This window comes from Marinomonas sp. (genome assembly GCF_965225885.1).
In the GTDB taxonomy this organism is placed as follows: Bacteria; Pseudomonadota; Gammaproteobacteria; order Pseudomonadales; family Marinomonadaceae; genus Marinomonas.
The window spans coordinates 4,536,912-4,562,254 of sequence record NZ_OZ245329.1 but is presented as its reverse complement, the minus strand read 5'-3'; the positions used below and the strand labels follow the sequence as shown (position 1 = coordinate 4,562,254).

General features: G+C 43.5%; 24 protein-coding genes. 14 read left to right on the top strand and 10 right to left on the bottom strand.

Annotation, left to right across the window (positions count from 1 at the left end; all coding sequences use genetic code 11):
* Nucleotides 1–76 precede the first annotated feature (76 nt).
* Both ACO05V_RS21825 and ACO05V_RS21820 read right to left on the bottom strand, forming a co-directional pair.
* Nucleotides 77–1,024: a Gfo/Idh/MocA family oxidoreductase gene (locus tag ACO05V_RS21825; protein WP_421856643.1), complete on the bottom strand. Its 948-nt coding sequence runs from the start codon at nt 1,022–1,024 to the stop codon at nt 77–79.
* 149 nt (nt 1,025–1,173) lie between these two features.
* Nucleotides 1,174–2,388 (bottom strand): LysR family transcriptional regulator, encoded by a 1,215-nt coding sequence (locus ACO05V_RS21820; RefSeq protein ID WP_421856640.1) that lies wholly within the window; start codon nt 2,386–2,388, stop codon nt 1,174–1,176.
* A 298-nt stretch (nt 2,389–2,686) separates the two neighbouring features.
* Between ACO05V_RS21820 and ACO05V_RS21815 the strand changes: the two genes are divergently transcribed.
* Both ACO05V_RS21815 and aroQ read left to right on the top strand, forming a co-directional pair.
* Entirely contained in the window at nt 2,687–3,619 is a 933-nt protein-coding gene (locus tag ACO05V_RS21815) for an AEC family transporter (RefSeq protein WP_421856637.1), read from the top strand.
* 47 nt (nt 3,620–3,666) lie between these two features.
* A complete protein-coding gene (gene aroQ, locus ACO05V_RS21810; RefSeq protein WP_421856634.1) occupies nt 3,667–4,119 on the top strand; it encodes a type II 3-dehydroquinate dehydratase in 453 nt (150 codons plus the stop codon).
* A 65-nt stretch (nt 4,120–4,184) separates the two neighbouring features.
* Here the strand turns inward: aroQ and pepQ are convergent, their stop codons facing one another.
* From pepQ to ACO05V_RS21795, 3 genes are all read right to left on the bottom strand, one after another.
* Entirely contained in the window at nt 4,185–5,471 is a 1,287-nt protein-coding gene (gene pepQ, locus ACO05V_RS21805) for a Xaa-Pro dipeptidase (RefSeq protein WP_421856631.1), read from the bottom strand.
* 120 nt (nt 5,472–5,591) lie between these two features.
* The gene (locus tag ACO05V_RS21800; RefSeq protein WP_421856628.1) at nt 5,592–5,780 is read right to left on the bottom strand and encodes a hypothetical protein; all 189 of its coding nucleotides are present in this window, start codon (nt 5,778–5,780) and stop codon (nt 5,592–5,594) included.
* A gap of 66 nt (nt 5,781–5,846) precedes the next feature.
* Entirely contained in the window at nt 5,847–6,878 is a 1,032-nt protein-coding gene (locus ACO05V_RS21795; protein ID WP_421856626.1) for an AraC family transcriptional regulator, read from the bottom strand.
* A gap of 184 nt (nt 6,879–7,062) precedes the next feature.
* Here ACO05V_RS21795 and ACO05V_RS21790 point away from each other — a divergent pair, with 184 nt between their 5' ends.
* Both ACO05V_RS21790 and hutC read left to right on the top strand, forming a co-directional pair.
* Nucleotides 7,063–7,737 carry a cytochrome b/b6 domain-containing protein gene (locus ACO05V_RS21790; RefSeq protein WP_421856623.1) on the top strand — a complete coding sequence of 225 codons (675 nt, stop codon included), beginning with the start codon at nt 7,063–7,065 and terminating at the stop codon, nt 7,735–7,737.
* A 93-nt stretch (nt 7,738–7,830) separates the two neighbouring features.
* Nucleotides 7,831–8,586, top strand: a complete 756-nt coding sequence (gene hutC, locus ACO05V_RS21785; protein ID WP_421856620.1) for a histidine utilization repressor — start codon at nt 7,831–7,833, stop codon at nt 8,584–8,586.
* On the opposite strand, the gene ACO05V_RS21780 is transcribed toward hutC, so the two are convergent.
* On the bottom strand, nt 8,583–9,155 hold the full coding sequence (locus ACO05V_RS21780; protein ID WP_421856617.1) for a HutD family protein: 573 nt from the start codon (nt 9,153–9,155) through the stop codon (nt 8,583–8,585). The two genes, hutC and ACO05V_RS21780, sit on opposite strands and share 4 nt — an antisense overlap.
* Nucleotides 9,148–10,548 carry a formimidoylglutamate deiminase gene (locus ACO05V_RS21775; protein ID WP_421856614.1) on the bottom strand — a complete coding sequence of 467 codons (1,401 nt, stop codon included), beginning with the start codon at nt 10,546–10,548 and terminating at the stop codon, nt 9,148–9,150. The genes ACO05V_RS21780 and ACO05V_RS21775 overlap by 8 nt, the downstream gene beginning before the upstream one ends.
* A gap of 300 nt (nt 10,549–10,848) precedes the next feature.
* On the opposite strand from ACO05V_RS21775, the gene hutU reads away from it, so the two are divergent.
* The 7 genes from hutU (at nt 10,849) to ACO05V_RS21740 (ending at nt 19,849) form a co-directional block, all read left to right on the top strand.
* Nucleotides 10,849–12,546 (top strand): urocanate hydratase, encoded by a 1,698-nt coding sequence (gene hutU, locus ACO05V_RS21770; protein ID WP_421856611.1) that lies wholly within the window; start codon nt 10,849–10,851, stop codon nt 12,544–12,546.
* 91 nt (nt 12,547–12,637) lie between these two features.
* Entirely contained in the window at nt 12,638–14,170 is a 1,533-nt protein-coding gene (gene hutH / locus ACO05V_RS21765) for a histidine ammonia-lyase (RefSeq protein ID WP_421856608.1), read from the top strand.
* A 69-nt stretch (nt 14,171–14,239) separates the two neighbouring features.
* Complete coding sequence (gene hutI, locus ACO05V_RS21760; RefSeq protein WP_421856605.1) at nt 14,240–15,451, top strand: imidazolonepropionase; 1,212 nt, start codon at nt 14,240–14,242, stop codon at nt 15,449–15,451.
* 65 nt (nt 15,452–15,516) lie between these two features.
* Nucleotides 15,517–16,329, top strand: coding sequence for an N-formylglutamate deformylase (gene hutG / locus ACO05V_RS21755; RefSeq protein ID WP_421856602.1), 813 nt, complete (start codon nt 15,517–15,519; stop codon nt 16,327–16,329).
* A 210-nt stretch (nt 16,330–16,539) separates the two neighbouring features.
* Nucleotides 16,540–17,745, top strand: coding sequence for a Fic family protein (locus ACO05V_RS21750; protein ID WP_421856599.1), 1,206 nt, complete (start codon nt 16,540–16,542; stop codon nt 17,743–17,745).
* Nucleotides 17,746–18,064: 319 nt separating this feature from the next.
* Nucleotides 18,065–18,601 carry a DUF924 family protein gene (locus tag ACO05V_RS21745; RefSeq protein WP_421856596.1) on the top strand — a complete coding sequence of 179 codons (537 nt, stop codon included), beginning with the start codon at nt 18,065–18,067 and terminating at the stop codon, nt 18,599–18,601.
* A gap of 138 nt (nt 18,602–18,739) precedes the next feature.
* Complete coding sequence (locus tag ACO05V_RS21740; protein ID WP_421856593.1) at nt 18,740–19,849, top strand: polysaccharide lyase; 1,110 nt, start codon at nt 18,740–18,742, stop codon at nt 19,847–19,849.
* Nucleotides 19,850–20,051: 202 nt separating this feature from the next.
* Here the strand turns inward: ACO05V_RS21740 and ACO05V_RS21735 are convergent, their stop codons facing one another.
* Nucleotides 20,052–20,639, bottom strand: a complete 588-nt coding sequence (locus tag ACO05V_RS21735; RefSeq protein WP_421856590.1) for a CGNR zinc finger domain-containing protein — start codon at nt 20,637–20,639, stop codon at nt 20,052–20,054.
* 93 nt (nt 20,640–20,732) lie between these two features.
* Between ACO05V_RS21735 and ACO05V_RS21730 the strand changes: the two genes are divergently transcribed.
* Entirely contained in the window at nt 20,733–21,536 is an 804-nt protein-coding gene (locus ACO05V_RS21730) for an alpha/beta fold hydrolase (protein ID WP_421856587.1), read from the top strand.
* A 136-nt stretch (nt 21,537–21,672) separates the two neighbouring features.
* Here the strand turns inward: ACO05V_RS21730 and ACO05V_RS21725 are convergent, their stop codons facing one another.
* The gene (locus ACO05V_RS21725; RefSeq protein WP_421856584.1) at nt 21,673–22,329 is read right to left on the bottom strand and encodes an NAD(P)H-dependent oxidoreductase; all 657 of its coding nucleotides are present in this window, start codon (nt 22,327–22,329) and stop codon (nt 21,673–21,675) included.
* 344 nt (nt 22,330–22,673) lie between these two features.
* Here ACO05V_RS21725 and ACO05V_RS21720 point away from each other — a divergent pair, with 344 nt between their 5' ends.
* Entirely contained in the window at nt 22,674–23,156 is a 483-nt protein-coding gene (locus tag ACO05V_RS21720; RefSeq protein ID WP_421856581.1) for an Hsp20 family protein, read from the top strand.
* Between the two features lie 175 nt (nt 23,157–23,331).
* Nucleotides 23,332–24,564: an NAD(P)/FAD-dependent oxidoreductase gene (locus tag ACO05V_RS21715; RefSeq protein ID WP_421856578.1), complete on the top strand. Its 1,233-nt coding sequence runs from the start codon at nt 23,332–23,334 to the stop codon at nt 24,562–24,564.
* An 87-nt stretch (nt 24,565–24,651) separates the two neighbouring features.
* Here the strand turns inward: ACO05V_RS21715 and ACO05V_RS21710 are convergent, their stop codons facing one another.
* On the bottom strand, nt 24,652–25,182 hold the full coding sequence (locus tag ACO05V_RS21710; protein WP_421856575.1) for a peroxiredoxin: 531 nt from the start codon (nt 25,180–25,182) through the stop codon (nt 24,652–24,654).
* Between the last annotated feature and the right edge of the window lie 161 nt (nt 25,183–25,343).

The window sequence follows — 25,343 nt, the reverse complement described above, 5'->3', positions numbered from 1 at the left end:
AAAACAGGGAGCCGAAGCTCCCCGTTTGAGTGTTGTTGAGTCACTTTAGAGTCTTGTCACTTTAGACTATTGCGACTTAGGCTTCTAGGCATTCTTCTAAGCGATGCAAGGTTTCCATCGCTTCAATGGCTTGAGTCACACAAGAGTTGGGCGCACGGCCTTCTTGGATCGCTGCAATGAATTCGCGGTCTTGAAGCTCGATACCGTTGTTTGACACTGCTACACCAGATAGGTCAATTTTGTTTTCGCTGCCGTCAAATAGATCGTCGTAACGTGCGATATAAGTGCCGTTGTCACAAATATAACGGAAGAAAGTACCGAATGGACCGTCGTTATTGAAGGACAAAGACAGAGTACAGATTGCACCGTTAGGCACTTTCAAACCAATGCTCATGTCCATGGCAATGCCAAGTTCAGGATAGATCGGACCTTGAAGCGCTTGAACCTTGCTGGCTGTTTCGCCAGTTTGGTATTGGAACAAATCCACAGTATGGCAAGCATGGTGCCATAGTAGATGGTCTGTCCAAGAGCGCGCTTTGCCAAGGGCATTTTTGTTCGAGCGACGGAAGAAGTAAGTTTGCACATCCATTTGTTGGACGTTTAGTTCGCCGGCTTCGATTTTGTTACGAATCCACTGGTGTGAAGGGTTGAAACGACGAGTGTGTCCGGCCATGGCAACTAGGCCAGTTTTCTTTTGTACTTCAACTACTTTGCGAGCGTCTTCAATGTTGTCTGCCATTGGGATTTCAGACATAACATGTTTGCCAGCTTCAAGACATTGGATAGTTTGCGCAGCGTGCATTTGAGTCGGGGTAGCTAGGATTACCGCATCAACGTCATCACGAGCTAGGCTTTCTGCTAGATCGGTTGTGTAGTGAGGAACACCGTGTTCTTCAGCGAAGGCTTTAATCGCATCGATTTTAGTGCCAACGACAGAAACGACTTCTGCACCTTCGATCGCCGCAATGGCGTCCATGTGTTTCATGCCGAAAGCGCCAGATGCGCCAGCGATACAAATTCTCATTAGTCTGCTCCTATTCAAGATTTCATGTCGTTATTATTGAACGAAATTTAGGTTTATATTGATAACAAATCTAACATTCGACACCTAATGGGCATAATCCATAAACCGCATAAGCTATTCATTTTTTGCAATGATGTCTTTCAAAAGCGTCATCGAAAACGTTCTGAGATATCGCGTAACAAACTAAGAAAATGGGATTGTGTGACGGTTGGAAGCCAGCTTTTTCGGACACAAAGCCCAATTGGTCGACGAGTATGTTCCAATGGAAAATCAATCACATTGAGCAATTCAATATTAATTTCGCGCTCCACTTGATGTGCCGAGATTAGTGTCAATCGGTCGCTTTCAATTAATAGTTCACGAATCAGTATCTGTGAACTGGATTCAACCAATCGTGTTGGTAAGGCGATACCAGCGTCTTTGAAAATGTCTTCGAAGGCTTGTCGAGTAGGAGTGCCTTTAGCGGGAACAACCCAAGCAAACTCAGCGAGATCTTGTGCGCTGATGGTATTTTTGCTCATTAAAGGATGATCTTTACGGGCTACCACAGACAATGGCGGCGCCCATAATTCTTCCTGAATCACATCGTCAGCCGGAGTCGGATAACGCAATGCTCCCAATATTATATCGATGTCGCCTTGGCGTAGATGATGAAGTAAGTCGGCATACGGACCTTCGGTGACATTGATGTTCACATCAGGATGACGTTCATTAAACTGTAAAATTGATTTTGGCAGAATGGTCATACGCGCCAAAGGCATACTACCAACGGTGATGGTACTGACATCTTTAAACTGTAAGGCGTTGATCTCATAAATGCCTTGGCGTAATTCGCTGAAAGCCAATTTTGTTGCTTTTGCTAAGGTTTGTGCGGCTTTGGTTGCGCTGGTTCCAAGGCTGTTTTTTTCGAATAATACCACGCCGAGCAGGCGCTCTAAATCTCGCGCGGCTCGGTGTACGGAAGACTGCGACACCGCCAGATTTCGGCTCGCAATGCTGAAGTTTTGCGCTTCGCTCACGGCAATTAAAGCTCTTAATTGGGTGGTGCTAATTAAAGCGATGAGATTTTTAGGCGTGCGTTCTTTTTGAGTCGTGTCTTTAACGATTTCTTGTGTGGCCGTTTGAATATGATCGATGGCGCGGCTAACGCGTTTTTGCCACACCTCACCTGATGGCGTCGGATACATACCATCTGAATGACGTTCAAAAAGTGGCGCGCCCAATAAACCTTCTAGCTTGGCGATGGCTTGCGTGATAGCAGGTTGAGATAGAAAGATGTTTTCAGAGGCACGAGTGATGCTCTTCAGTTCTGCAACCGCGAGAAATACGCGCAAATGCCGTAAGTTGGGAATCGCTATCTCCATAAGACCTCCTAGATTTTTATAAACTATATCAAGAATGAATGACGAATAAAGGAAACTGAATGGTTTTATTGCTATTGCCGCTGTGTTTTTGTGTCTTGTCTATTTTTTGAAGTGATACTGAGCTTAGGGTATGTGATTTTCTTAAAGATTGTTGAAAAATGAATAAACTCATAGAATGACTTCTTCACGCAAAAGTCTAAAAAGAAAGGCGCTTTATAGCGTCTTTCTTTTGGTGAATAAAAAACCAGACAGATTACATAATTTGAGCTGAAACACGCAACCTTGAGGATACGCTGACATGGAAGCCGTAATAAACATCACAGCCCCTATTTTTTTATTGATTCTCATGGGTTTTCTGGCTGTTCGTTACGCTTTTATTCCACAGAATGCGGTGGCGGGTTTAAGTCGATTCGTGCTTTACCTTGCGCTGCCTGCGTTGATTTTTACAAAGCTTTCAAGCATGGAGTTAAACGAGGTTTTGCATTTTGACTACATCGCTGTTTATGCTGTGGGTGGTTTGATCTCTTTTACGGTCACTGTGCTCTTGAGCTGGCGATTACTGAAAAGCAATTTGGTCGACGCGGGAGTTAGGGGCGTTGGGGCAACCATGTCAAACAGTGCATTTATCGGTTTTCCTATCTTATTGCAGTTTTTTGATACGCCTTTGACTCAGGCTTTTTTGATGTCATTGATGGTCGAAAATATTATCCTAATGCCCATCTGTTTGATCTTTATTGAAACCATGCTCGGCAAGAGTGAGAGTAATGGCAAGAGCTTGTTTTTAGTAGTGTTAAAACGTATTACCACTAATCCATTGTTAATTACTTTAGTGACTGGTTTGATATTTACGGTGTTTGATTTGAGCTTGCCAAGCTTTGTGGGGCGAGGATTGGATTTATTAGCCGCGGCTGCAGCATCGGCAGCACTGATTGTGATTGGTGGCTCCTTAGTCGGAGTGTCGATCAGAGGGCAATGGCCGCCTATTTTACTTGCGGCATTTGGCAAATTAGTGCTGTTTCCTATTGTAGTGACATTATTGTTATTGCTTGTGCCTAACATGCCAAATGATTTGAAAATTGCCGTGGTAATTTTTGCAGCGGTTCCGATGTTTAGTTCTTATCCCATTATTTGTGGGGAATATGGGGCGCGGAGTTTTTGCGCCAGTACGTTATTAATTACCACCGTATTGTCATTTTTTACTTTGAGCGTGCTGTTGCGCTTTTTTGTTTAATAGTAAGGTGTGTTAAACAATCACGCTGACTTTTAGGAGAAATTATCATGGCAACCATTATGGTTTTGAATGGTCCGAATTTGAATTTGCTTGGCACTCGTGAACCCGCCACTTACGGCTATGAAACGTTGGCCGATGTAGAAATTATGTGTCACGAAGCGGCAATGTCACTTGGTCATGACGTGGAATGTCATCAATCTAACCATGAAGGTGTATTGATTGATCTGATCCACGAAGCGGGTCGTCGAATTAAAGCGGGTGAAGTGTTGGGCGTAGTTTTTAATCCGGGTGCTTATACTCACACATCTGTTGCCCTTCACGATGCAATAAAAGGCGCCGATGTGCCTGTTATCGAAGTGCACATATCCAATGTACACGCTCGCGAAGCCTTCCGTCATCACTCTTATATCTCGCCTGCAGCAGCGGGAATTGTTGTTGGCATGGGCGTGCAAGGATATGTATTGGGGATTCAAGGGTTAGTGCATAAACTGAAAGGTTAGTTGTTGAGTTGATAGCCGCTGGCTCAGAGTAATTATTCTGAGCCAGCGAAAACAATTAAAAGCCTTTATTGATTTGCAAAAGCAATTCGAGTTAGGTTTTCAGGCTGGCCGTTTTTCACCACGACATTGTCTTCAATGCGGATGCCACCATAAGGCATGAAGTGTTTAATGCGTGCCATATCGCAGCCGTGATTTGATACTTCAGCCTGCATTTTCTCTATCAACATTGGAATGAAGTACAAACCTGGTTCGATGGTAATCACCATGTTTTTTTCTAGCGTTCTGGTGAGGCGCAAAAACGGAGCATTGTCATCTGGTTTGCTTAACGTTCCTGCCTTATCTATTTGATGGCCACCTACGTCATGAACCTGTAAGCCCAGTAAGTGGCCCAAGCCATGGGGGAAGAAAACTTGCGGAATGCGTTTGGCTAACTGCTCCTCAACGCCCAAAGAGCAGATTTTATGCTTATTAAGCAACGCTGCAATGCCTGCTAGTGTGCCTTGATGTAAATCTTTATAGCTAACGCCAGTCATGGCGCTACGGCAAAGCTGTTGCTCCATTACATCAAGGTCATGGATCATGGCGTTAAAGTCATCATCGTGACGGGTAAAAGTACGAGTAATGTCACTGGCATAGCCATGCTCGTTGGCGCCCGCATCTATTAGTAGCGTACGAGAGTTTGCCACTTGCTCTATGGATTTATGCTCATAATGCAGCACAGCAGCGTGCTCGTTTAAACCAACAATGCCTGGATAAGGTTCTTGGAAAGCACTTTGTTGGCTGGCTTTTAAAAAGGCGAGATGAATTTCTAGCTCGCTTATGCCGGCTAAGAACGCTTCTTTCGCGGCTACATGACCAGCCGCTCCGCGCATGCTGGCTTGGCGTATGGCGTGAATCTCGAAGTCGGTTTTCACCGCTTTGGCAAAATCGATATAGGCTTTTAACCCTTCACAAGCAACAGCGAATGACATGGCTTGTGGACCAAGCCAAGCCGTTTGTTTGGGTAAATCGGCAAACCACTTATCTGTTTTTTTCGCTGTGACAATATTCCAATTCTGCTGCCAGTCGCCGCTAGGAACAGGGTTTGGAGCGTGCCAAAAATCGTCACGAACAGGCCAAACTAAGGTCGGTTTTTCGCCTGTTTTTAGCACAACATAGGTTTCTGCGCCTAGGGTAAAAGGGAGCCATTGTTGCGCGCCAGAATAGGCATGAAAAGGATGCGTGTGATCATCCTGAAAGTAATAACTTTTCTCCCCTGAGGCTAAAACAATGGCGTCTAGGCCGAAATGTGCCATGGCGTTTTCATACCGATGAATAAGAACGGCAAGGTGTTCTTGATAGAGTGTCGTCATAGAAGGACTCATATTTATCTGCAAGTGTTAGCAAGAATGCGGACTTGTATCCATTAAATCTGCATTGTGTATTCAGGGGGATAAACTATTAGGATACGCTAAATTTTAAGGGGGCTCGCACTATTTTTTGGCTGTTATTTTATTGAAGCCAAACATTAAGCCACGAAAAGTTAAGAATCCGCAAAATACAGAAATAAAGGCCAATATCAAATCATTTTCCACATTAAAGAAATGTTTAAAAATATAGAAAAATGCGATGGTTAGAATGATGCGAATCAAACTGTCGATAACAGGGTAAAGCTTTGTCACGTTTGTATTTCCTTATAAATAAGTGGCTTGAAAAAAGACTTTCCCATAAAAAATCAGCTAAGCCAATTATTTGATGGGTAAATACACTGACGTGACAAAGTCCTTTGAATTATGTGTTTGTAATGGCCCAACCTCAAAAACTTCCACGCCATAATGCCGACGGTGGGGTTTTAAGTTGTGTAATCTCATGAAACTGTACAGTACATGCCAAGCTAAAGATAAATTTTGATAGCAGCCGACATAGCGTAAATGTAAATAGTTGCCACGTAAGACAATACGTTCAGGACAAAGCTCACAAGGCGCAAGATTTTGTATGGGAATACCTAGTCGACCAGAAAAATAATGATTGGCGATGTCGGCTTTTTTGTATAACGCGAAACATGGGCCAGCTGGTGGGTTTTCTGGACCAAGCTCGGTAATTAAATCATGGAATCCTTGATCCATTTTTTGCGACATAGGTTGGTCGCTCACCATGAAAGGCCGAGTCACGGCATCCACATTGTCTAACTTGGTCTTGTTAAGCCATTCAAAGGTAGGCGCGTTGTATTCATGGCTGGATGCTTCGCTGTATTTGTTCAGATAAGCTAATAATTTTAGTAGTGCAAGTTCGGCGTCTTTGTCCGCCCGAATATTGTAATTTCTTTGTTTCCAGCGGCTAAGAAAAGGCAATTTCCCCGTAATTTGAATAGTGACTAAAGTGCGTTCTTTCTGTTTGGTGAGGTCTATATTGAAATGCACGTCGTTTGGATAAAATGCTGGCGCTTCTAATGATGTATGAAAGTAATGAGCGCCGGAGCGGGCAGGTTCTAAAGTAATATAGCCATCTTTAATAAGCTTACCCTGCCATAACAAGCAGGATGGGAAAACGGAATGAATGCCTGAGTTTAAGTATTCAAAGTCAACATAGGCTTTAGGTTCATAAATGAGCCAAGGTAGCCAGTCTTTCCAATTGGTAAGATCGCTTAAATCTTCTGCAATCACATCAATAGGTGCACCGATGACCGCACTTTGTTTGCTAAAAAAGCGACCTTTAAATAACAATAGATACGATAAAAGCAGTGCAGTGAAAAACGTGATCAGGAGTAACATGACAAGCATATTTTTGCCCCGCCCTTTGAATATTGATAATGCTCACAGATACGTGTTTATCTGCTAATTTCCAAAATTAGACAATCAGAATCTTGCTTTTCACAGCATAGTGTTTAATGTCACCTTTTAGCAAGAGCATGTTTTTTGAACAAAAATTAAATCTGGCGTTGAATATAGGCAGGAGATCATAAAGATGAAATCGACATTAGTGTGGGATTGGCCCGTGCGAATTAGCCATTGGCTGATGGTGCTTTTGTTTACGGGTTTGATTATCACAGGTAAATCAGACAGTGATTATGTTCAGTACCATTTTTATATGGGCTATGGGTTGTCAGCGGTGATTATTGCGCGTGTGCTTTATGATTTTTATGGGTCTTACTACGCACGTTTTAGTCAGTTTGTGAGAGGGCCAAAAGTCGCCTTTCGTTTTGCTATGTCAATGTTGTCTGGTCGCCCAAAAAAGTACTTGGGTCATAATCCAGTTGGTGCACTAATGGTGGTGGTTTTATTGCTCGCACTTTCGGTACAGTGGGGAACTGGGCTGTTTACTAGCGATGAAGTATTCTGGTACGGGCCATTTTATTCTCTTATTTCAGAGGATTTAGCGAGTCAACTGGCGTCGATTCATCATTTCTTGCCTAACGTCTTACTCGGTTTAGTCGCCATACATGTGCTTGCGGTGCTTTATCATGAGTTATGTCTTAAAGAGCGTCTTATTGACGCCATGGTTCTCGGCCGTAAAAAACACCATACGATGGCGCCGGTTGAAGTGGCTTCTGTTGAGGTGAAGACGCCCCGCTGGGGCGTGATCTTTTCTTTATTGATGGGGCTTTCTTGGTTGGCTGCATTGTGGATGATGCCTATTTAACTCTGCGGATTTAATTGTATAGACAGGCGGGTTATTTGTTATGATCGCCTACAATAGAAGATTTTATAAACACATGAATATATGGAACCCCTAGTGTCTGACACAACAACTCCTAATTTAGCGAATTTATTCGATGATTTATCGGATACACCTTTACCGATTTACGCCAAGCTTAAACAGGCGATATCGTTGAAAATTTCGTCAGGTGAATGGCAGACAAATCAGCGTATTCCTTCGGAATCTGAAGTCGTGAAAGCCTTGGGCGTTAGCCGCATGACGGTAAATCGTGCATTAAGAGAGTTGACGGCAGAAGGGTATCTTGTTCGTCATCAAGGACTGGGGACTTTTGTCGCGGAGAAAAAAGCCCATTCAGCCTTGTTTGAGGTTCATAACATTGCAGAAGAAGTGGCTGCTCGTGGTCATAAACATCACTCTGAATTATTAGTATTAGAGGCTGCGAAAGCCAGCATGGAAGAAGCCATGACCTTAGGCGTTCGCACCAATCATGGGATTTTTCGTTCTGTGGTTTTGCATTTTGAAAATGATTTACCGATTCAAATAGAAGAGCGTATTGTGAACGCCACCTTAGCGCCCGATTACGATAAACAAGATTTTGCCAAGCATACACCCTATGAATACCTAATGAGCGTAGCACCGATGACTGAAGGCGAGCATTTGGTGGAAGCTATTTTACCTAATACAGTTGAGTGCGAACGCTTACAAATTCAAGCGTCAGAACCTTGTCTACAAATAAAACGCCGTACTTGGGCGGGCGATGACATCGTCACCGCCGCGCGTTTATTGCATCCCGGTTCTCGCTTCCAACTTTTCGGGCATTTTGGCCGTTAATCTAACTCAGAAATGCTAATAAAAACGCCATTGCCTTTGGTTAATCTTACATTGGCGTTTTGCGAGAAAACTATTACGCTGTGTGCCTTTATCGCCACAGCTTCGTCCTCTACTTCCAGCAAGCTATCCTCACAAACATAGAAACCATTAAACAAGGTGTTGTTTGAAAACGAGAGAGAGCAGGGCGCAGTGCATGCCTGAACTGTGGCTTGCGTGTCGGTGTCTCTCACCATGATATTTAGGTCTTCAATCTTGCCGCTTTTCAGTTTTGCATAAGTTTTATCGCCACCTGAGAAGCGTGCTATGTCTAGTAGCTTGTTTAAAATATGACTGCTTTTGCTGCTATTCGTGTGTTCCAGAGCCATGCCTTCGCCAGACAGTAAGACCAAGGTGCGATGCAATCCGCTGAAGTCTGAAAATACGCCATTTTCAACCACAGACGCTTGGCTGATACGAAAACGCAGGCCGCTTTTATCTTCATAACGTTGAATTTCTAGGGTTTCGCCAAGGCCGTTTTTCCATGGCATTCGCAAGAATTGTGATTGCTCGATAATAATGAAATTAGGCATGGTACATAGCCTTTTTAATGACTTGAGTAAAGGCCAGACGGCTACTGTCTTCATGCTGGTGGCGGAAGTCTTTTATGGTGTGTTTGCCAGCGACAAAAACGTCTTTCACAAGGTTTTCATTGGTGGCAAATAGCCAGCGATTGAGTAGGTCTTTTGCTTTACTTGCGGCGATAAAAGGATGAGATTCGTCGAGCACCATAAAGTCTGCTCGGTTACCTTGTCTTAACCCTAATGACACATCGCAAGCTTGATTGCCGCCCAATAAAGCTTGCTGGTACAGGTTGTCGCCAACGCTGGTTTGGTCGGCACGATATAAACGATTACGTTGTTGATCGCGTAGGCGCTGCCCGTATTCCAATGTTCTTAACTCTTCCACAATCGACAAGCTCACATGGCTATCTGAACCAATCCCCCAACGGCCATTTTCTTTCTCGAATTCCACCGCAGGGAAAATGCCGTCGCCTAAATTCGCTTCGGTAGTAGGGCATAATCCCGCAACGGCTTGGCTCTTGGCAATCGCTTGGCGTTCTACATCGGTTAGGTGGGTGGCGTGAACCAAGCACCAGCGCTCATTTAGGCCGATTTCATTATGCAGCCATTCCACGGGGCGTTGCCCGCTGAAGGCTAAGCTGTCTTGCACTTCTTTTTGCTGCTCGGCGATATGAATGTGAACCGGACAATCTTTGGCAAGAGATTGTAATACCGTTTCTATTTGCGGTTTGGTCACTGCGCGTAGTGAGTGAAAGCAAATACCCAATTTATGGCGCGCATGATTCGCTAACGCTTTCTCGCAGGCTTGATGTAATGCCAAATACGAGTCTGTGCTGTTGATAAAACGCGCCTGTCCGGCGTTCGGTAATTGTCGGCCAAAGCCTGAGTGTGAATAAAGCACGGGTAATAGCGTCAACCCCAGTCCAGAGTCGTCCGCTGCAGCGATGATCTGATTCGACATCTCACCAAGCTGAGCATAATGCTTACCGCCAATATCGTGATGCAGATAGTGGAATTCCCCGACTTGAGTGTAACCGGCTTTTAGCATGTCGATATAAAGTTGTTTGGCAATAATACGAGCATCATCTGGCGTAAGTTTTTGCACGATCTTGTACATCAAATCTCGCCAACTCCAAAAACTATCGTTTGGATTTAAGCTGACTTCTGCGGCGCCCGCCATTACTCGCTGGAACGCGTGTGAGTGCACATTGGCAAGTGTTGGTAAGACGGGACCAGATAAAACATGGCACTCTGCCGTCGGAGCACTGTCTGCTGCAAAAGAGTAGAACTGGCCATCCTTTACCGAAAAAAGGACGTCTTTCGCCCAGCCAGAAGAGAGCAAAGCGCGTTGTGCAAAATAGTATTGAGCATGGTCGCAATGATTGGCGTGTTGGCTAGTCACAGGTCATTTCCTATAAATGTTGATCTTTCGAGTGTAATAGAAAACATAATGTATATACAAGTGTGATTTTTATGAGTTTATGATCTATCAATTTAACCATGTATTTAATGATTGTTTATTAAGGTTTTTTTACTTTTCGATTGATTATTGAACTATCCACACGGCTTTTTACTTGATCTATTTTCAAAAATGACTTGCATCTATAAAAATTAGATTTTATCTTAATATTAATTGTATATACATGTTCGTTGAATCTTCCTTTAAGCAGAATAAAAAAGACATTCTTTGATAGGTGAAAAAATGACTAAGCAAACACTCGCTCAAAAACGTTACCGCGCAGGTGTCGTCAAAGCGGCAACAGGAACAACTCTTACTGCAAAATCTTGGTTCACAGAAGCGCCAATGCGTATGCTAATGAACAACCTAGACCCTGATGTTGCAGAAAACCCAGAAGAATTAGTGGTTTACGGTGGTATCGGTCGTGCGGCACGTGATTGGGAATGTTATGACAAGATTGTTGAATCCCTAAAAGAGCTAGAAGAAGACGAAACTTTATTGGTGCAATCTGGCAAGCCGGTGGGCGTGTTTAAAACCCACAGCAACGCACCTCGTGTATTAATCGCCAACTCAAACCTAGTGCCGCATTGGGCTAACTGGGAACATTTTAACGAGCTAGACGCGAAAGGCTTGGCGATGTACGGCCAAATGACAGCAGGCTCTTGGATTTACATTGGTAGCCAAGGCATTGTGCAAGGCACTTACGAAACCTTCGTTGAAGCCGGTCGTCAGCATTACGATGGTAAATTGGCTGGTCGCTGGGTATTAACGGCGGGTCTTGGTGGCATGGGTGGTGCTCAGCCACTAGCAGCAACCTTGGCTGGCGCGTGTTCATTGAATATTGAATGTCAGCAAAGCCGTATAGATTTCCGTCTACGTACTCGCTATGTGGATGAGCAAGCGACTGATCTAGACGATGCCATGGCGCGCATCAAAAAATACACAGCGGAAGGCAAGGCGGTGTCTATCGCGCTTTGCGGTAACGCTGCAGAAATTCTACCTGAAATGGTAAAACGTGGTATTCGCCCAGATATGGTGACAGACCAAACATCGGCTCATGATCCATTAAACGGCTACTTGCCACTAGGCATGAGCTGGGAAGAGTACCGCGAGAAAGCACAAACTCAGCCAAAAGAAATCGTAACTGCTGCGAAACAATCCATGGCGAAGCATGTTCAAGCCATGTTGGATTTCCAAAAAATGGGCGTGCCGACCTTTGATTACGGCAACAACATTCGCCAAATGGCGATGGAAGAAGGTATCGAAAACGCCTTTGATTTCCCAGGATTTGTACCTGCTTACATTCGTCCTTTGTTCTGTCGTGGTATCGGGCCTTTCCGTTGGGCAGCTTTGTCTGGCGACCCAGAAGATATCTATAAAACCGATGCCAAAGTAAAAGAATTGATCGCGGATGATGAACATTTGCATCGTTGGTTAGACATGGCCCGCGAGCGTATTCAATTCCAAGGCTTGCCAGCGCGTATTTGTTGGGTCGGTCTTGGTCAACGCGCAAAACTTGGCCTAGCCTTTAATGAAATGGTGCGTAGCGGTGAATTGTCTGCACCAATCGTTATTGGTCGCGACCATCTGGACTCTGGTTCTGTGGCTAGCCCGAACCGCGAAACGGAAGGTATGCAAGATGGTTCGGATGCGGTCTCAGATTGGCCTCTATTGAATGCCTTGTTGAACACAGCATCTGGTGCGACTTGGGTATCTTTACACCACGGAGGTGGCGTAGGCATGGGCTTCTCTCAGCATTCTGGCATGGTGATTGTGTGTGACGGCAGTGATGATGCAGCAGCACGTATTGCTCGAGTTCTTCATAATGATCCAGCGACTGGCGTGATGCGTCATGCAGATGCGGGTTATGAGATTGCGATCGATTGCGCGAAAGAGCAGGGATTGAATCTGCCAATGATTACTGGCGCTCAAGAGCAATAATAGGTTGTTGATGGAAAAATTGTAGGCCGGATGAGGGAGGAACGACCGTTATCCGGCGTTTTTATTTGAAAATAAAAAATTGAGGAACACCATGTTTGAATTAACCATAAAACCAGGTCAATTGACGCTAAACGAATTGCGTCAAATTAGTCGTCGTCACGTTAAGCTGATATTAGACGAAAGCGCTTTCCCTGCGATTCAGGCCAGTACACAAGTGGTTAACGATGTCATTGCAGAAAATCGCACGGTGTATGGTATTAACACTGGTTTTGGTTTGCTGGCGAATACGCGTATTGCGCCAGAAGATTTGGATGAGCTACAACGTAGTATTGTACTGTCTCATGCGGCGGGCATTGGCGAACTAATGGAAGACAAAACCGTCAAATTGATTATGGCGCTGAAAGTAAACAGCTTAGCGCGTGGTTTTTCGGGGATTCGTCTAGAAGTGATCGAAGCCTTGCTGACTTTGATTAATAAAGAAGTCTATCCGTGTATTCCGAAAAAAGGTTCAGTAGGCGCATCGGGTGATTTAGCACCGTTGGCGCACATGAGTACGATTTTGTTAGGAGAAGGCAAAGCTCGCTACCGTGGTGAAGTCATCTCTGGTCAAGCTGCCTTGTCTATTGCAGGATTAGAACCTATTCAGTTAGCACCAAAAGAAGGTTTGGCTCTGCTTAATGGCACACAAGCGTCGACCGCATTTGCCTTAGAAGGTTTGTTTGAAGCAGAAGATTTGTTTGCCTCAGCCATTGTTTGTGGGTCTTTGTCTGTGGAAGCGGCGCTAGGTAGCCGTAGTCCATTCGATGCGCGTATTCATGAAGTGCGTGGTCATCAAACACAAATTGATGCCGCTGCTGCGTATCGTCATCTATTAGGCGAAACCAGTGAACTGGGCGATTCACATCAAAATTGTGAAAAGGTTCAAGACCCGTATTCATTGCGTTGTCAGCCACAGGTGATGGGCGCTTGTCTTGAGCAAATCCGCAGCACGGCGAAAGTCTTGTGTGTGGAGGCAAACTCGGTATCGGACAATCCATTAGTATTCGCAGCGGAAGGTGACATTATTTCCGGTGGTAACTTCCATGCCGAACCCGTTGCTATGGCAGCAGATAACCTTGCTTTGGCGATTGCTGAAATAGGTAGTTTGTCAGAGCGTCGCATGGCGTTATTGATCGACAGCAATCTCAGTAAACTGCCGCCATTTTTAGTGGATAACGGTGGTGTAAACTCTGGTTTCATGATTGCGCAAGTTACCGCTGCCGCATTGGCGAGCGAGAATAAAACCTACGCGCATCCAGCGTCTGTCGATAGCTTGCCAACCTCGGCGAACCAAGAAGACCACGTCTCTATGGCGACCTTTGCAGCGCGTCGGTTGAAAGATATGGCGGAAAATACGCGCGGTATCTTGGCGGTTGAAATTTTGTCTGCGGTACAAGGTTTGGACTTCCGCGCTCCTTTGAAATCCAGCAAACGCCTAGAAAATGCTCGTGCAACGTTACGTGCTCGCGTACCTTTCTACGATAAAGACCGTTACTTCGCGCCAGACATCGAAAAAGCCAATGAATTACTATTGGAAGCGGCACATAACGAGACGATGCCAAAAGGGCTCTTACCTAGTATGTAAGTGGTCTAGCGTATAAGTAGCGCAGCTCAAACATAGCTAAGATAAACGGTTTAAAGGATAGAGAGAACGATGACAAACGATACTCCAATGAAGTTAGACAGCCTATGGCGTGGCGCTCATATCGCCACCATGAAAGATGGCCAATATAGTGTTATTGAAAACGCCGCGATAGGTGTTGTCGATGGCCGTATCGTTTGGATTGGCGAAGCGCAAGATTTACCAGTCTATGACGCTCTAACCGAACAGGATTTGGGCGGTGGTTGGATTACACCGGGTTTGATCGATTGCCACACGCACCTTGTGTTTGGCGGTAATCGTGCGGGGGAATTTGAACAACGCTTAAATGGTGTAAGTTATCAAGACATCGCCAAGCAGGGCGGCGGGATTGCTTCGTCTGTGAAGGCGACTCGTGACGCCAGCGAAGCGGAGTTAATCACCAGCGCTTCTCGTCGTCTGAAAAGCTTAATAGCCGATGGTGTGACCACAGTTGAGATCAAATCTGGTTATGGTTTGTCCCTCGATTCAGAATTGAAAATGCTTAGCGTAGCGACGGAACTAGGAAAGCAATTTCCCGTGACGGTAAAACGTACTTGTTTGGCAGCACATGCCATGCCGCCAGAATATGACGATAAAGATGTCTATATTGATTACCTCTGCGATACGGTTCTGCCAAAAGTGGCCGAGCTCGATATGGCCGACGCCGTGGATGCTTTTTGTGAAGGCATCGCCTTTAGCACCGAACAAGTTGAGCGTTACTTTAAAACGGCTGAGTCGCTAGGCTTGCCAGTAAAAATTCATGCGGAGCAGTTGTCTTCATTAGGTGGCACTCGTATGGCGTCGTCTTTTAAAGCCTTGTCGGCGGATCACATTGAGTTTATTGAAGAGTCAGATGTAAAAGCCATGGCAGAATCTGGCACGGTGGCCGTGTTATTGCCGGGGGCGTTTTTTACACTAAAAGAAACTCAGCGTCCGCCGATTGCTTTGTTGCGACAATATGGTGTGCCGATGGCGATTGCCACGGATGCCAACCCAGGAACCTCTCCTGCTTTATCGCTTCGCCTCATGATGAATATGGCCTGTACCTTGTTTGCACTCACGCCAGAAGAAGCGATTGCTGGCGCGACCATTCATGCTGCAAAAGCATTGGGAATGTCTGATACTCATGGGAGCTTGGAAGTTGGTAAGGTCGCGGATTTTGTTTGTTGGGACGTGGAAAGTCCAGGTGAACTAAGCTATTGGCTAGGTGGCAGTTTGGTAAAAAAACGCGTCTATCAGAATTAAGAGAATCAAAATCAAGAGACTCACAGCGAAGGCTGTGATAATAAAAAGAATTAGGGGATAAAAAGATGACTTCTACACAATTACCGGTACCCGCGTTTGAGTTTGTTCAAGGGGATTCGCCTTTGTTGGTTTGTATGCCGCATCCCGGCTTGCACCTGACGCCAGAGGTCGATGATTGTCTCACCGATTTAGCGAAAAAACTGCCGGATACCGACTGGTTTATGCCGGAATTGTATGACTTTTTAACGCCGCTTGGCGTGGGATACATCAAAGCCAATTACTCTCGATTTGTGATTGATTTGAACCGACCTTACGACGATAAACCTCTATATGAAACGAAAACAACTGGCTTATTTCCTGATGTTTTGTTCGAAGACAGTCCTGTTTTTCTTGAAGGCAAAAAACCATCCGAGGAAGCAAAAGAGTTCTATAAAGAACATATTTGGAAAGCTTATCACTCTGCGATTGAGCAAGAATTAGCGCGTTTGAAAGAAAAATTCGGTTACGCGATTCTGTTTGATGCCCACAGCATTGCAGCAGAAGTACCTATGCTGTTTGATGGTGTTCTTCCTGATTTCAACTGGGGAACAAACGACGGCAAAGCCTGTGATCCTTTACTGGCAAACGCAGCAACACAAATTTTAACACCACATTTCACGCAAGTACTTAATGGACGTTTTAAAGGCGGCTACACTACTCGTCATTTCGGACAACCAGAGAATGGTATTCACGCAATACAGCTAGAACTTTCTCAAGCGACTTATCTAAATGATGAACTGGCTAAGCAACATGAATATCAATTGGATGAAACGAAACGCCCAATTATTCAGCAACAGCTTAAAGACGTGATTGAGGCTTGTCAGCACGTTCGTTTTTAATCTCAGCTGATTATGGTTTAAGAATCCTCATGTTGTGAAAACGGCATGGGGATTTTTTATAGGCTTTGTTTCTTTGTTGAGACTAACTTTAAATTTTTTATATCAGGTCAATAGTGTTAAAAATAGCGATATTTATAACGCTATAAAATGTTATAGTTATCTCATTAATGCCATGATTTATATGGCTTGTAGCATAATAAGGAAGCGATGATGATATCAATGATACCCTTCTTAGAATCGAATGATCTTGGTGAGTATCAGGATAAAATAATTGAACTAATCAAAGCCGATGCAGAACTGAATCAATCGATTCCAGATTCTCTTAGGTCGTCTTTAGAGTGGCTCCTACGTTTAGTGAATAGCTATTACAGCAATAAGATAGAAGGCAATCCAACACATCCTAAAGACCTACTAAAAACACAGGCCGTTAACGTCGACAACAGCATTAACGGTTCTAAAGACATTCGAGAGTTACTGTCTCATCTGGAAGTGCAAATGAAGCTTTCCCGAAACGATGTATCGCCCGAGCAAGTGGTTAATCAGGATTTTATAAAAAATATTCATAAAGATTTTTATGCCGGTTTTCCAGAAGATGCTCTTGTTGTAAAGAATCAACATGGCACCCCAGCAGAGGATGAAACGGGCAAGCCTATTTTGATCGTTCCAGGTAATTACCGAGACAAAATTGTGTTAGTGGGCAAACACGAGCCGCCTATGGCAGAAGAGATCAGTCGTTATATGCGTTGGATTGAGCAAATGTACAATCCAACTCGGATCTTTGGTCCTAACCGTTTGTGTGCCGCTGCAGCGTTACATCACAGATTAGCTTGGGTTCACCCTTTTATTGACGGTAATGGCCGTACAACAAGGTTGGTCACCGACACTTATATGCGCTGTTTAGGGTACGACGGATACGGCCTTTGGTCTTTGGCTCGGGGGTTTGCAAGAGACACCGACGCTTATTACAAAGCACTGGCGCAGGCTGATATGCCAAGGCAAGGCGAATCTGACGGAAAGGGCATCCTTTCCAAACGGGGGCTTATCTATTTCACCAAGTACTTTATCGATACAGCACTGGATCAGGTGAAGTTTTTTAATGACTTGCTCGAACCCTCGGCATTAAAAACTAGAATGGATATTTATTTTGATTATCGAGCGAAAGGGGCTATAGCCGACATAAATGGCAAAAAAATCATACTTAAAATCGAAGCAAGAGATATCTATAAGCTTCTCGTTGACCGTGGACCATTATTTCGTGCGGATATTAGCAGCTACTTTGGAAAAAGCGAGCAGACCTTAAGGCCAATCATCAATCAAATGCGAGATGAAGGATTGGTTAAGGCGAACCCTAGACAACCAGTGGAACCTAAATTATCTACTAACATCGTTGAAATCGTATTTCCGGGAATTTGGTAAATAGGTAATTGTAATGAATGACAAGATTTTTAATGAAATCCGCCATTCTGATCATTGATGTACAAAGTATTTTATTTGACCCTGTTCCTCGGCCTTTTTAGGCCGATCTTGCTATTCGTGTTACGTCGTTTTTTTGTGATTCATGCAGCATGAACAAGCGGGCTTTGAAGTGGAGTTTGGTTCCGTTGGTTGTAGCTGCAGACGTGATTAAGGTGTTAATGGCGGTTAAGATTTAGTTTTCCTACGATATAAAAAATATAGTGATTGGAATTTAACAGTTCTAAATTTTTAGTTACTCTGTAAGTGCGAGGCTGACGTTATGTATCAAGACGTTTTTGATTTTTGGTTTAATGATATTGAGCCAAAACAGTGGTTTGAGAAAGACATCGACTTCGATAATGAAATCATCACTAGATTTGGCAAGCTTCATCAACAAGCGGTTCAGGGTGAGTTGTCTGCTTGGCGTCATTCTCCTAAAAGCGCCTTGGCTGAAATAATCATACTGGACCAATTCTCACGTAATATTTACCGTGACCAACCCGAATCCTTCGCTGCTGATCCAATGGCTTTAGCGTTGGCTCAAGTCGCTATTGCTAATGGTTTTGATGTCGAACTGTCTCCCACCGAAAGAAGCTTTTTATATATGCCGTATATGCACAGTGAATCCGCCGTGATTCATGAGAAAGCAGTAAAACTATTTAGAGATTTGGGCATTGTTAATAATCTGGATTTTGAGTTAAAGCATAAAAATATTGTGGATCGTTTTGGTCGTTATCCACATAGAAATGCCATTTTAGGGCGAGAATCTTCCGCTGAAGAGTTGGCATTTTTAGAAGAGCCTAATTCTAGTTTCTAGATCTGTCATCCTTTCTCATGTATCTATTCTTTTATCCAGTGTTCATTTTTATAATGAAATGAGTGTTTTTTAATCAGTAATAAATTAATCTGATAAAAATCGATTTATAAAACGCTTTATTTTAGTGGGGAAGACTTGATGAGCCGGATTAAAATATTACTGATTCTAAGCTACTCTCTTTTTCTGACTGCTTGTAGTTCAGTTGGATCTGATTCAAATTTATCGCTTAAGAAGAGTTTATCTGTGGGGTTTAAGCCTTATGGAGTAACCAGGGTAAATGCCTTGGATGGAGAACCGGTAAGGACGGGCGAAACATCCTTTCGTTTTGAAGTACGAGACGGAGATTGTGGTCATGATGGAGAAAGTTGGAGTGACTGCAAAAATGATCGCCAGCGCCATGAATATTCGGCTGGTGATGTAACCGGTGAAGTATGGTTTAACTGGTCATTATATATACCTGCTGATTTTGAAAGCATATTCCCAGCCACAGTTACTCTAGGCCAGTTCCATCAACATAATGGCTCAGGTCCACCGTTCATGTTTCAAACCTCTGCAATCCATTCTGGTCAAAAGAACGGTTACAATATTGACCGGCAATTGGGTAGGTCCACTAAGGAAAATAAGCCGTTACTAACCGATGCTGAAATGCGAGGTCGCTGGACAGATATTCTTGTCCACGCTAATTGGAAAGCTGATTACAGAGGCTTTTTCCGCATCTACGTGAATGGTGAAACGGTACCTAGATATCAATATGTTGGTCCAACGAGAGATAAGCAAGGTGGTTCTCCGTATTTTAAATTTGGTATCTACCAGTCACATATCAGTCGTTACCTTAATCGACAAGGAAAAGATGCGAAGACCCCAACACAGGTTGTTTATTATGACGATGTTAAAAAAGGCAGCTCATGCACAACAGCCTCGGTCTATTTTGACTGTACGGCGATTGACTCCAAACTCAATACATTAGAACAACCCGTTCCACCACCTGAGTACGAACGAACTGCTAAAGGGATAAAGCAACGCTTTGCTTGCTGGATGGACACCACTTCAGTCAAATCTCTACCTAATCTGCCAACGCAAGATAGTATTTTGACTTTAACCAAATACTTAGAAGGAAAAAGTGAGTTTGTCTCGCATTTTCGTATGCGTCGTATACTGGGAAGTGAGGTAATAGCCGAACATCAAGAAGCTCTAGTGAAGATTGTTAACTATGATGGCTCTAGTGAAGAATATTGTTCGTCTTTGTGATTGATTAGCTTACTTATTTTTATTGCATCATTCGAGAGTTCGTAATCGTCATTGATCCGTTTAAATTAGGAAAAGGAGTTACTTTATGATTAAAACCGTATAGATGGCATTTTATTGTTTGGTGTTGTTGCTCAATTATTAATCGACACTAAATGAATTGCTTGAAAGCGTTCAATATTTGAGCCTACTAGGTTCAATTGTATCAAATTGCCGCATTGCGTTTTCTATGAGAGCTTGATTTTGCTCTGTTACCACAGGTGTTCATGCTGCACCAGCGTCTGCCTTTGCCCCGACCTGAGTTAATAAACATCCAAGAGCATCTGTCACATTGTTTTAGACGGCCTATTTCCGAGGATCTTAAAAGGCATTCAGCAGAAAATAAAATATCATCCAAGACCCATTCAAAGTTGGGACGTGTAGATTTCCAAATAAAATTCGTTTCGCTACGCACCAGTTTCGCATCAGCCCAAGCTTTTTTAATTCTTTCCTCTAATAATGTTAGTTCTTGATTCTGGTCATTATCTGTAATGACTTGAGCGAGAGCGTTGTATATCAATTCTCGCAAATCATGAATGCCTGTCACAAGTTTCACTGATTCATGTAAGGATACTTCGCTTTGTTCCAAGCTCTCAATCTGAGAGGGACTGAATAGCGAAGCAGACTTTGACCAGAGTACAAAGGATGACCAATCAGAAATGGTGCTGTCTGAACGTTCTTTATTTTGGTTTTGAACGGTATTGAGAAAATCAAGTAACGGGTGCCCGCCGACTAAAGTATCATCAAATGTCATTTAATAACCTATTATTTAAATTTAACGGTTGTTTTTAATGTTCTTTAAAAGTAACCTTTAAATTGATTTTAGCGGTTTTAATGAGGAATAACTATGCTTGATTTGCCTTATCGTTTCAATTTCAAAAATCAGAGTATCGCTTGGGGATGCTTAGGTGAAGGGGAGCCGCTTGTTTTAGTTCACGGTACACCGTTTTCATCTCAAGTATGGCGTAATATTGCTCCGTTATTAGCAAATCGCTGGAAAGTATATTTCTTTGATCTTGTTGGTTATGGTCAATCCGAGAAAGGTACTGGGCAAGATGTTTCTTTAGCTATACAAAATGAGTTGCTGGCATTTCTGATCCATGAGTGGCGATTAGATAAGCCCGAAATATTATGTCATGACTTTGGCGGTACAACGGTTTTACGAGCCTATTACCTCAATGGGCTTCGATATAAAAAGCTTACAATCATAGATCCAGTGGCGCTTGCTCCTTGGGGATCTGACTTTGTTCAACATATACGGCATTATGAAAACGCATTTTCTGGTTTACCTGCGTTTGCTCATAACGCATTACTTTCTGAGTACTTACAAAGCTCATCCTATCGTGGGCTTAGTGAAGAGGCGCTAGCCGTTTATATGTCTCCATGGCAGGGAGAAAGTGGACAGGCAGCGTTTTATCGTCAAATTGCTCAGATGGATCAGGTATTCACTGATGAAATTGAAGAATTGTATGCACCAATGGAAATGCCAGTACGAATTTTATGGGGAGAAGAGGATCAGTGGATTCCAATTGACCAAGGTGAAAAACTCGCAAACTTGATTACTGATGGCAAACTAACCCGAGTAAAAAACTCAGGACACCTAATGCAAGAAGATGCTCCAGAGGCAATAATTGCAGCGATGTTTAGTTAATATGCTGCCATATATGCTTATGATTTTTAAGTGAAAATCTCTACGCTTTTAAGTGAAATCATTCCTTTAAATAACACATAAAAAAGGGCAAGTAACTTCCATGGCTTGCCCTTTTTTTATCTATGAAAACGTTGTCTTAAAGCACGTTGACTACGTCTTCCATTGCTAGGCGAGATTTAGGTAACGTAGCGTTATAGTCTTCGTCTTTGTGGTGATAACCGATCGCGAGTGCGACGTCGCATTGGTAGCCTTCAAGTTGTGCTTGGAAGATTTCACCAATCAGTTCTGGATCAACACCTTCCATTGGGGTTGAGTCTATGCCAAGGCGAGCGGCTGTGTGCATGACGTTACCAAGGGCGATATAAACTTGAGACTTTGTCCATGCCGCGTTGTTGCCGTTATCATCCATGTTCATTTCTGCAAAGGCAAAGCTGCCAAACGATTGCTCTCTGTTTTCTACTTTGGTGCGACCATCCTCAATGCCTTTATCGACAACTTTGGCGAAGTCATCGCGGTTATAGTGGGTTTTGTGGGCAAATAGGATAATGTGTGACGCATCTTTGGCGTGCTTTTGGTTGAACTGAAACTTGTTCGCAAACGTATCGTGAAAGCGTTGTTTCGCTTCATCACTTTCAATCACGATAAATTTCCATGGTTGAGAGTTAATAGAAGAAGGCGATAAGCGCATTGCTTCGTAGATAATCTCTAGGTCGGCCTGAGAAATTTTCTTCGAAGCGTCGTAATGTTTTGCAGTATGACGTTTTTCTAGGTCGGCAATAATCTGGTGTGACATGGTTGTCTCCGTAAATAGTGTCGCTTTAAACAACGAATGTTCAAAGTAATATTGATTAAGTTGCCGCTATGGTAGCGTTTATCAAGGAGGAGAAATACACAGTAATTGTTGAGCTATTAGTCAATGATTGTTGACGATGAATTGGTGCCACCAAGTAGGTTGAATAGATATTGTGCTTATAAAAAATGTTTATTTAAATAGGACATTTTTTTATAAAAGAGGCCCTTGAAAATAATCCTTGTCGATCCTATTTTATTCAGTGTAACGGGTTCGTCTTGATATACAGAGAATGCCAGTTACAACTTTTGATGATTAGTATTTTGCTTCTATTAGGAGGACTTATTATGAACTCAATTGATTTTACCCCACTTTATCGCAGTAGCATTGGTTTTGACCGTTTGGCGTCTTTGCTCGACAATGCACTTACAACGGACAACGTGTCTGCGGGTTATCCACCTTATAACATCGAAGTAGTCGATGATAATCGCTATGCCATTTCGCTTGCTTTAGCAGGTTTTGAAGAAAGTGATTTAGATATTAAGGTGGAAAAAAATGTGTTGACCGTTCGTGGTGAAAAAGCGGATTCTGGAGAGCACAGATATCTCCATCAAGGCATTGCAAACCGCTCGTTTGAACGCAAGTTTAATCTTGCAGATTATGTTGAGGTGACCAATGCTGAGTTAAAAAATGGGCTCCTTACCATCAGCTTGGTGAAAGAGATTCCTGAGGCAATGAAACCAAGAAGCATTGCCATTAACCAAGCCAGTAACAGTGTGCTTGAGCATCAAGAACAAGGCTCAAGAGAAAGTGAGTCTAAAGTCGCTTAAGCAAAAAAACGCTTATTGAGCGGAAGGGCTGTGAGAAATCACAGCCCTTTTTTGTTTTTATGTGTTTTATATCTCTGCTCTGTTTGCTTTTTTGAAGATTGACTCATCTATACTATATGTTGCTATAGTGATCAGAATAAATGTTTTTCCATCGGAATGATGTTGAGGTAGAGATATGGCTGAATTTCTTGTTTTAGGCGCGGGAATGGTGGGCGTTAGCAGTGCGCTGGCGTTGCAAGCTCAAGGCCATCAGGTAACCATCGTTGATCGAACAGGTGCAGGTCTTGAAACCAGTTATGGTAATGCGGGCATGATCCAAGTCGAGGCGGCTGAACCTTATGCCTTGCCAAGAGACATGGCAACCTTGTTTAAATACGCGTTTGAGATTAGTAATGATGTGACTTGGAAAATGAGCGGCGCGTTACAAATGGCACCTGCTTTATGGTCGTATTTTCGTCATTCATCGCCAGAAAAACACGCTAAGATTTCTCGTATCCATTCACAATTAACGTTCCGATCTACCGCTGATCATGACCCTTTGATTCGCGATTCTGAGTCTGAAGATTTGATCCGTCATTGTGGTCTTGTCATGTTGCATAGGGACGAAAGAGAGTTTCAGAAAGCCTCGAAAAAAGCCGAATTTCTTATGAAGGAATATGGTGTTACTTCAGATATTTTTGATGGCAAAAGCTACCAACAAAAAGAACCTGCCTTGAAGAAAACGCCAGCGGGTGCTGTGCATTATAAGCAAAGTTGGAGTTGTTCTTCTCCTGGAGCACTAACCAAGGCTTACGGTGATTTATTCGTCAAACGAGGCGGACGCTTTGTTACTGGCGATGCCAATACCTTGCGTTACACAGCTTCGGGTTGGCAGGTTATTACCAGTAATGGGGAACTTAAAGCCGAGCAAGTGGTGGTCGCGCTTGGGCCTTGGTCACCAGAGCTATTAAAACGCTTTGGCTATCGCATTCCTATGGTGTACAAGCGTGGTTATCACGGCCATTTTAATGCGCCCAAAACGTTGCAACGTCCTTTTCTGGACGTGGCAAATGGCGTGTTGGCTGCGCCGATGGTGAAAGGATTAAGAGTCACAACAGGCGCGGCATTGGTGCCACTTAATTCAGCGATAGATACGAGCCAGCTAAAACGCGGAGCCGTTGCGCTGAATGAAATCATCGACTTAGGCGAGCAAGTAGAAGAGCCGCAATGGATGGGAACTCGGCCTTGTATGCCTGACATGTTGCCGCTTGTCGGTGAATCGCCACATCATAAAGGTTTATGGTTTCATTTTGGTCATGGGCATCAAGGTTTCACGCTTGGTCCAACAACGTCGGCGTTGTTAGTGCAAGCTATCGCTGGCGAGCGTAATGAGTTACTAGAAGCGCTTGCACCCACTAATCGTTTGTAATCAATCTAAAGAAAAGAGTAAAAACAAAAAAAGCAGACGTTTGCGAAAACGTCTGCTTTTTATTGACCAATTCATTAACGCCTTGAATTAGTTGCTTTTCAAGTAGTTCAACATTGTGTCCGCATCAGATACTTCAAATGGGTCGCTTGGTGCATCGTCTTGGAAGCCTGCTTCGGAGAACATTTTCTTGATCTCGCCGTTTTCTACTAGCATAGAATAGCGCCAGCTGCGCATGCCAAAACCTAGGTTGTCTTTTTTGACTAGCATGCCCATTTGGCGGGTGAAGTCACCGTTGCCGTCAGGTAGAAGGAAAACATTTTTCGCGTTTTGGCTTTTGCCCCACTGGAACATAACAAACGCATCGTTCACAGAAATACAAATTACAGCATCAACGCCTTGTGCTTTGAATTCTTCGTAAAGCTCTTCGTAGCGTGGTAGGTGAGACGTTGAGCAAGTTGGCGTAAAAGCACCTGGCAAAGAAAAAACCACAACTTTTTTGTTGTTAAACAAATCAGCAGAGGTGACGTCTTTCCATTCAAATGGGTTTGATCCTTCCAACGCATCGTTACGAACACGGGTTTTAAAGACTACATTTGGTACAGTATTAGTATTTTGCATAACATCCTCTTTTTGTTAATAAAACGTCACTCGTCGGTAAATATAGCGGCTCTTGGTGCACATAACAATGTGATGCAAGAAGTTGGATTTTTATTGCAAGGTTCACGATGCTTTATTCCATTCGTTGAGTCAAAGAACTACCACTTCGTGTTATCTACCAT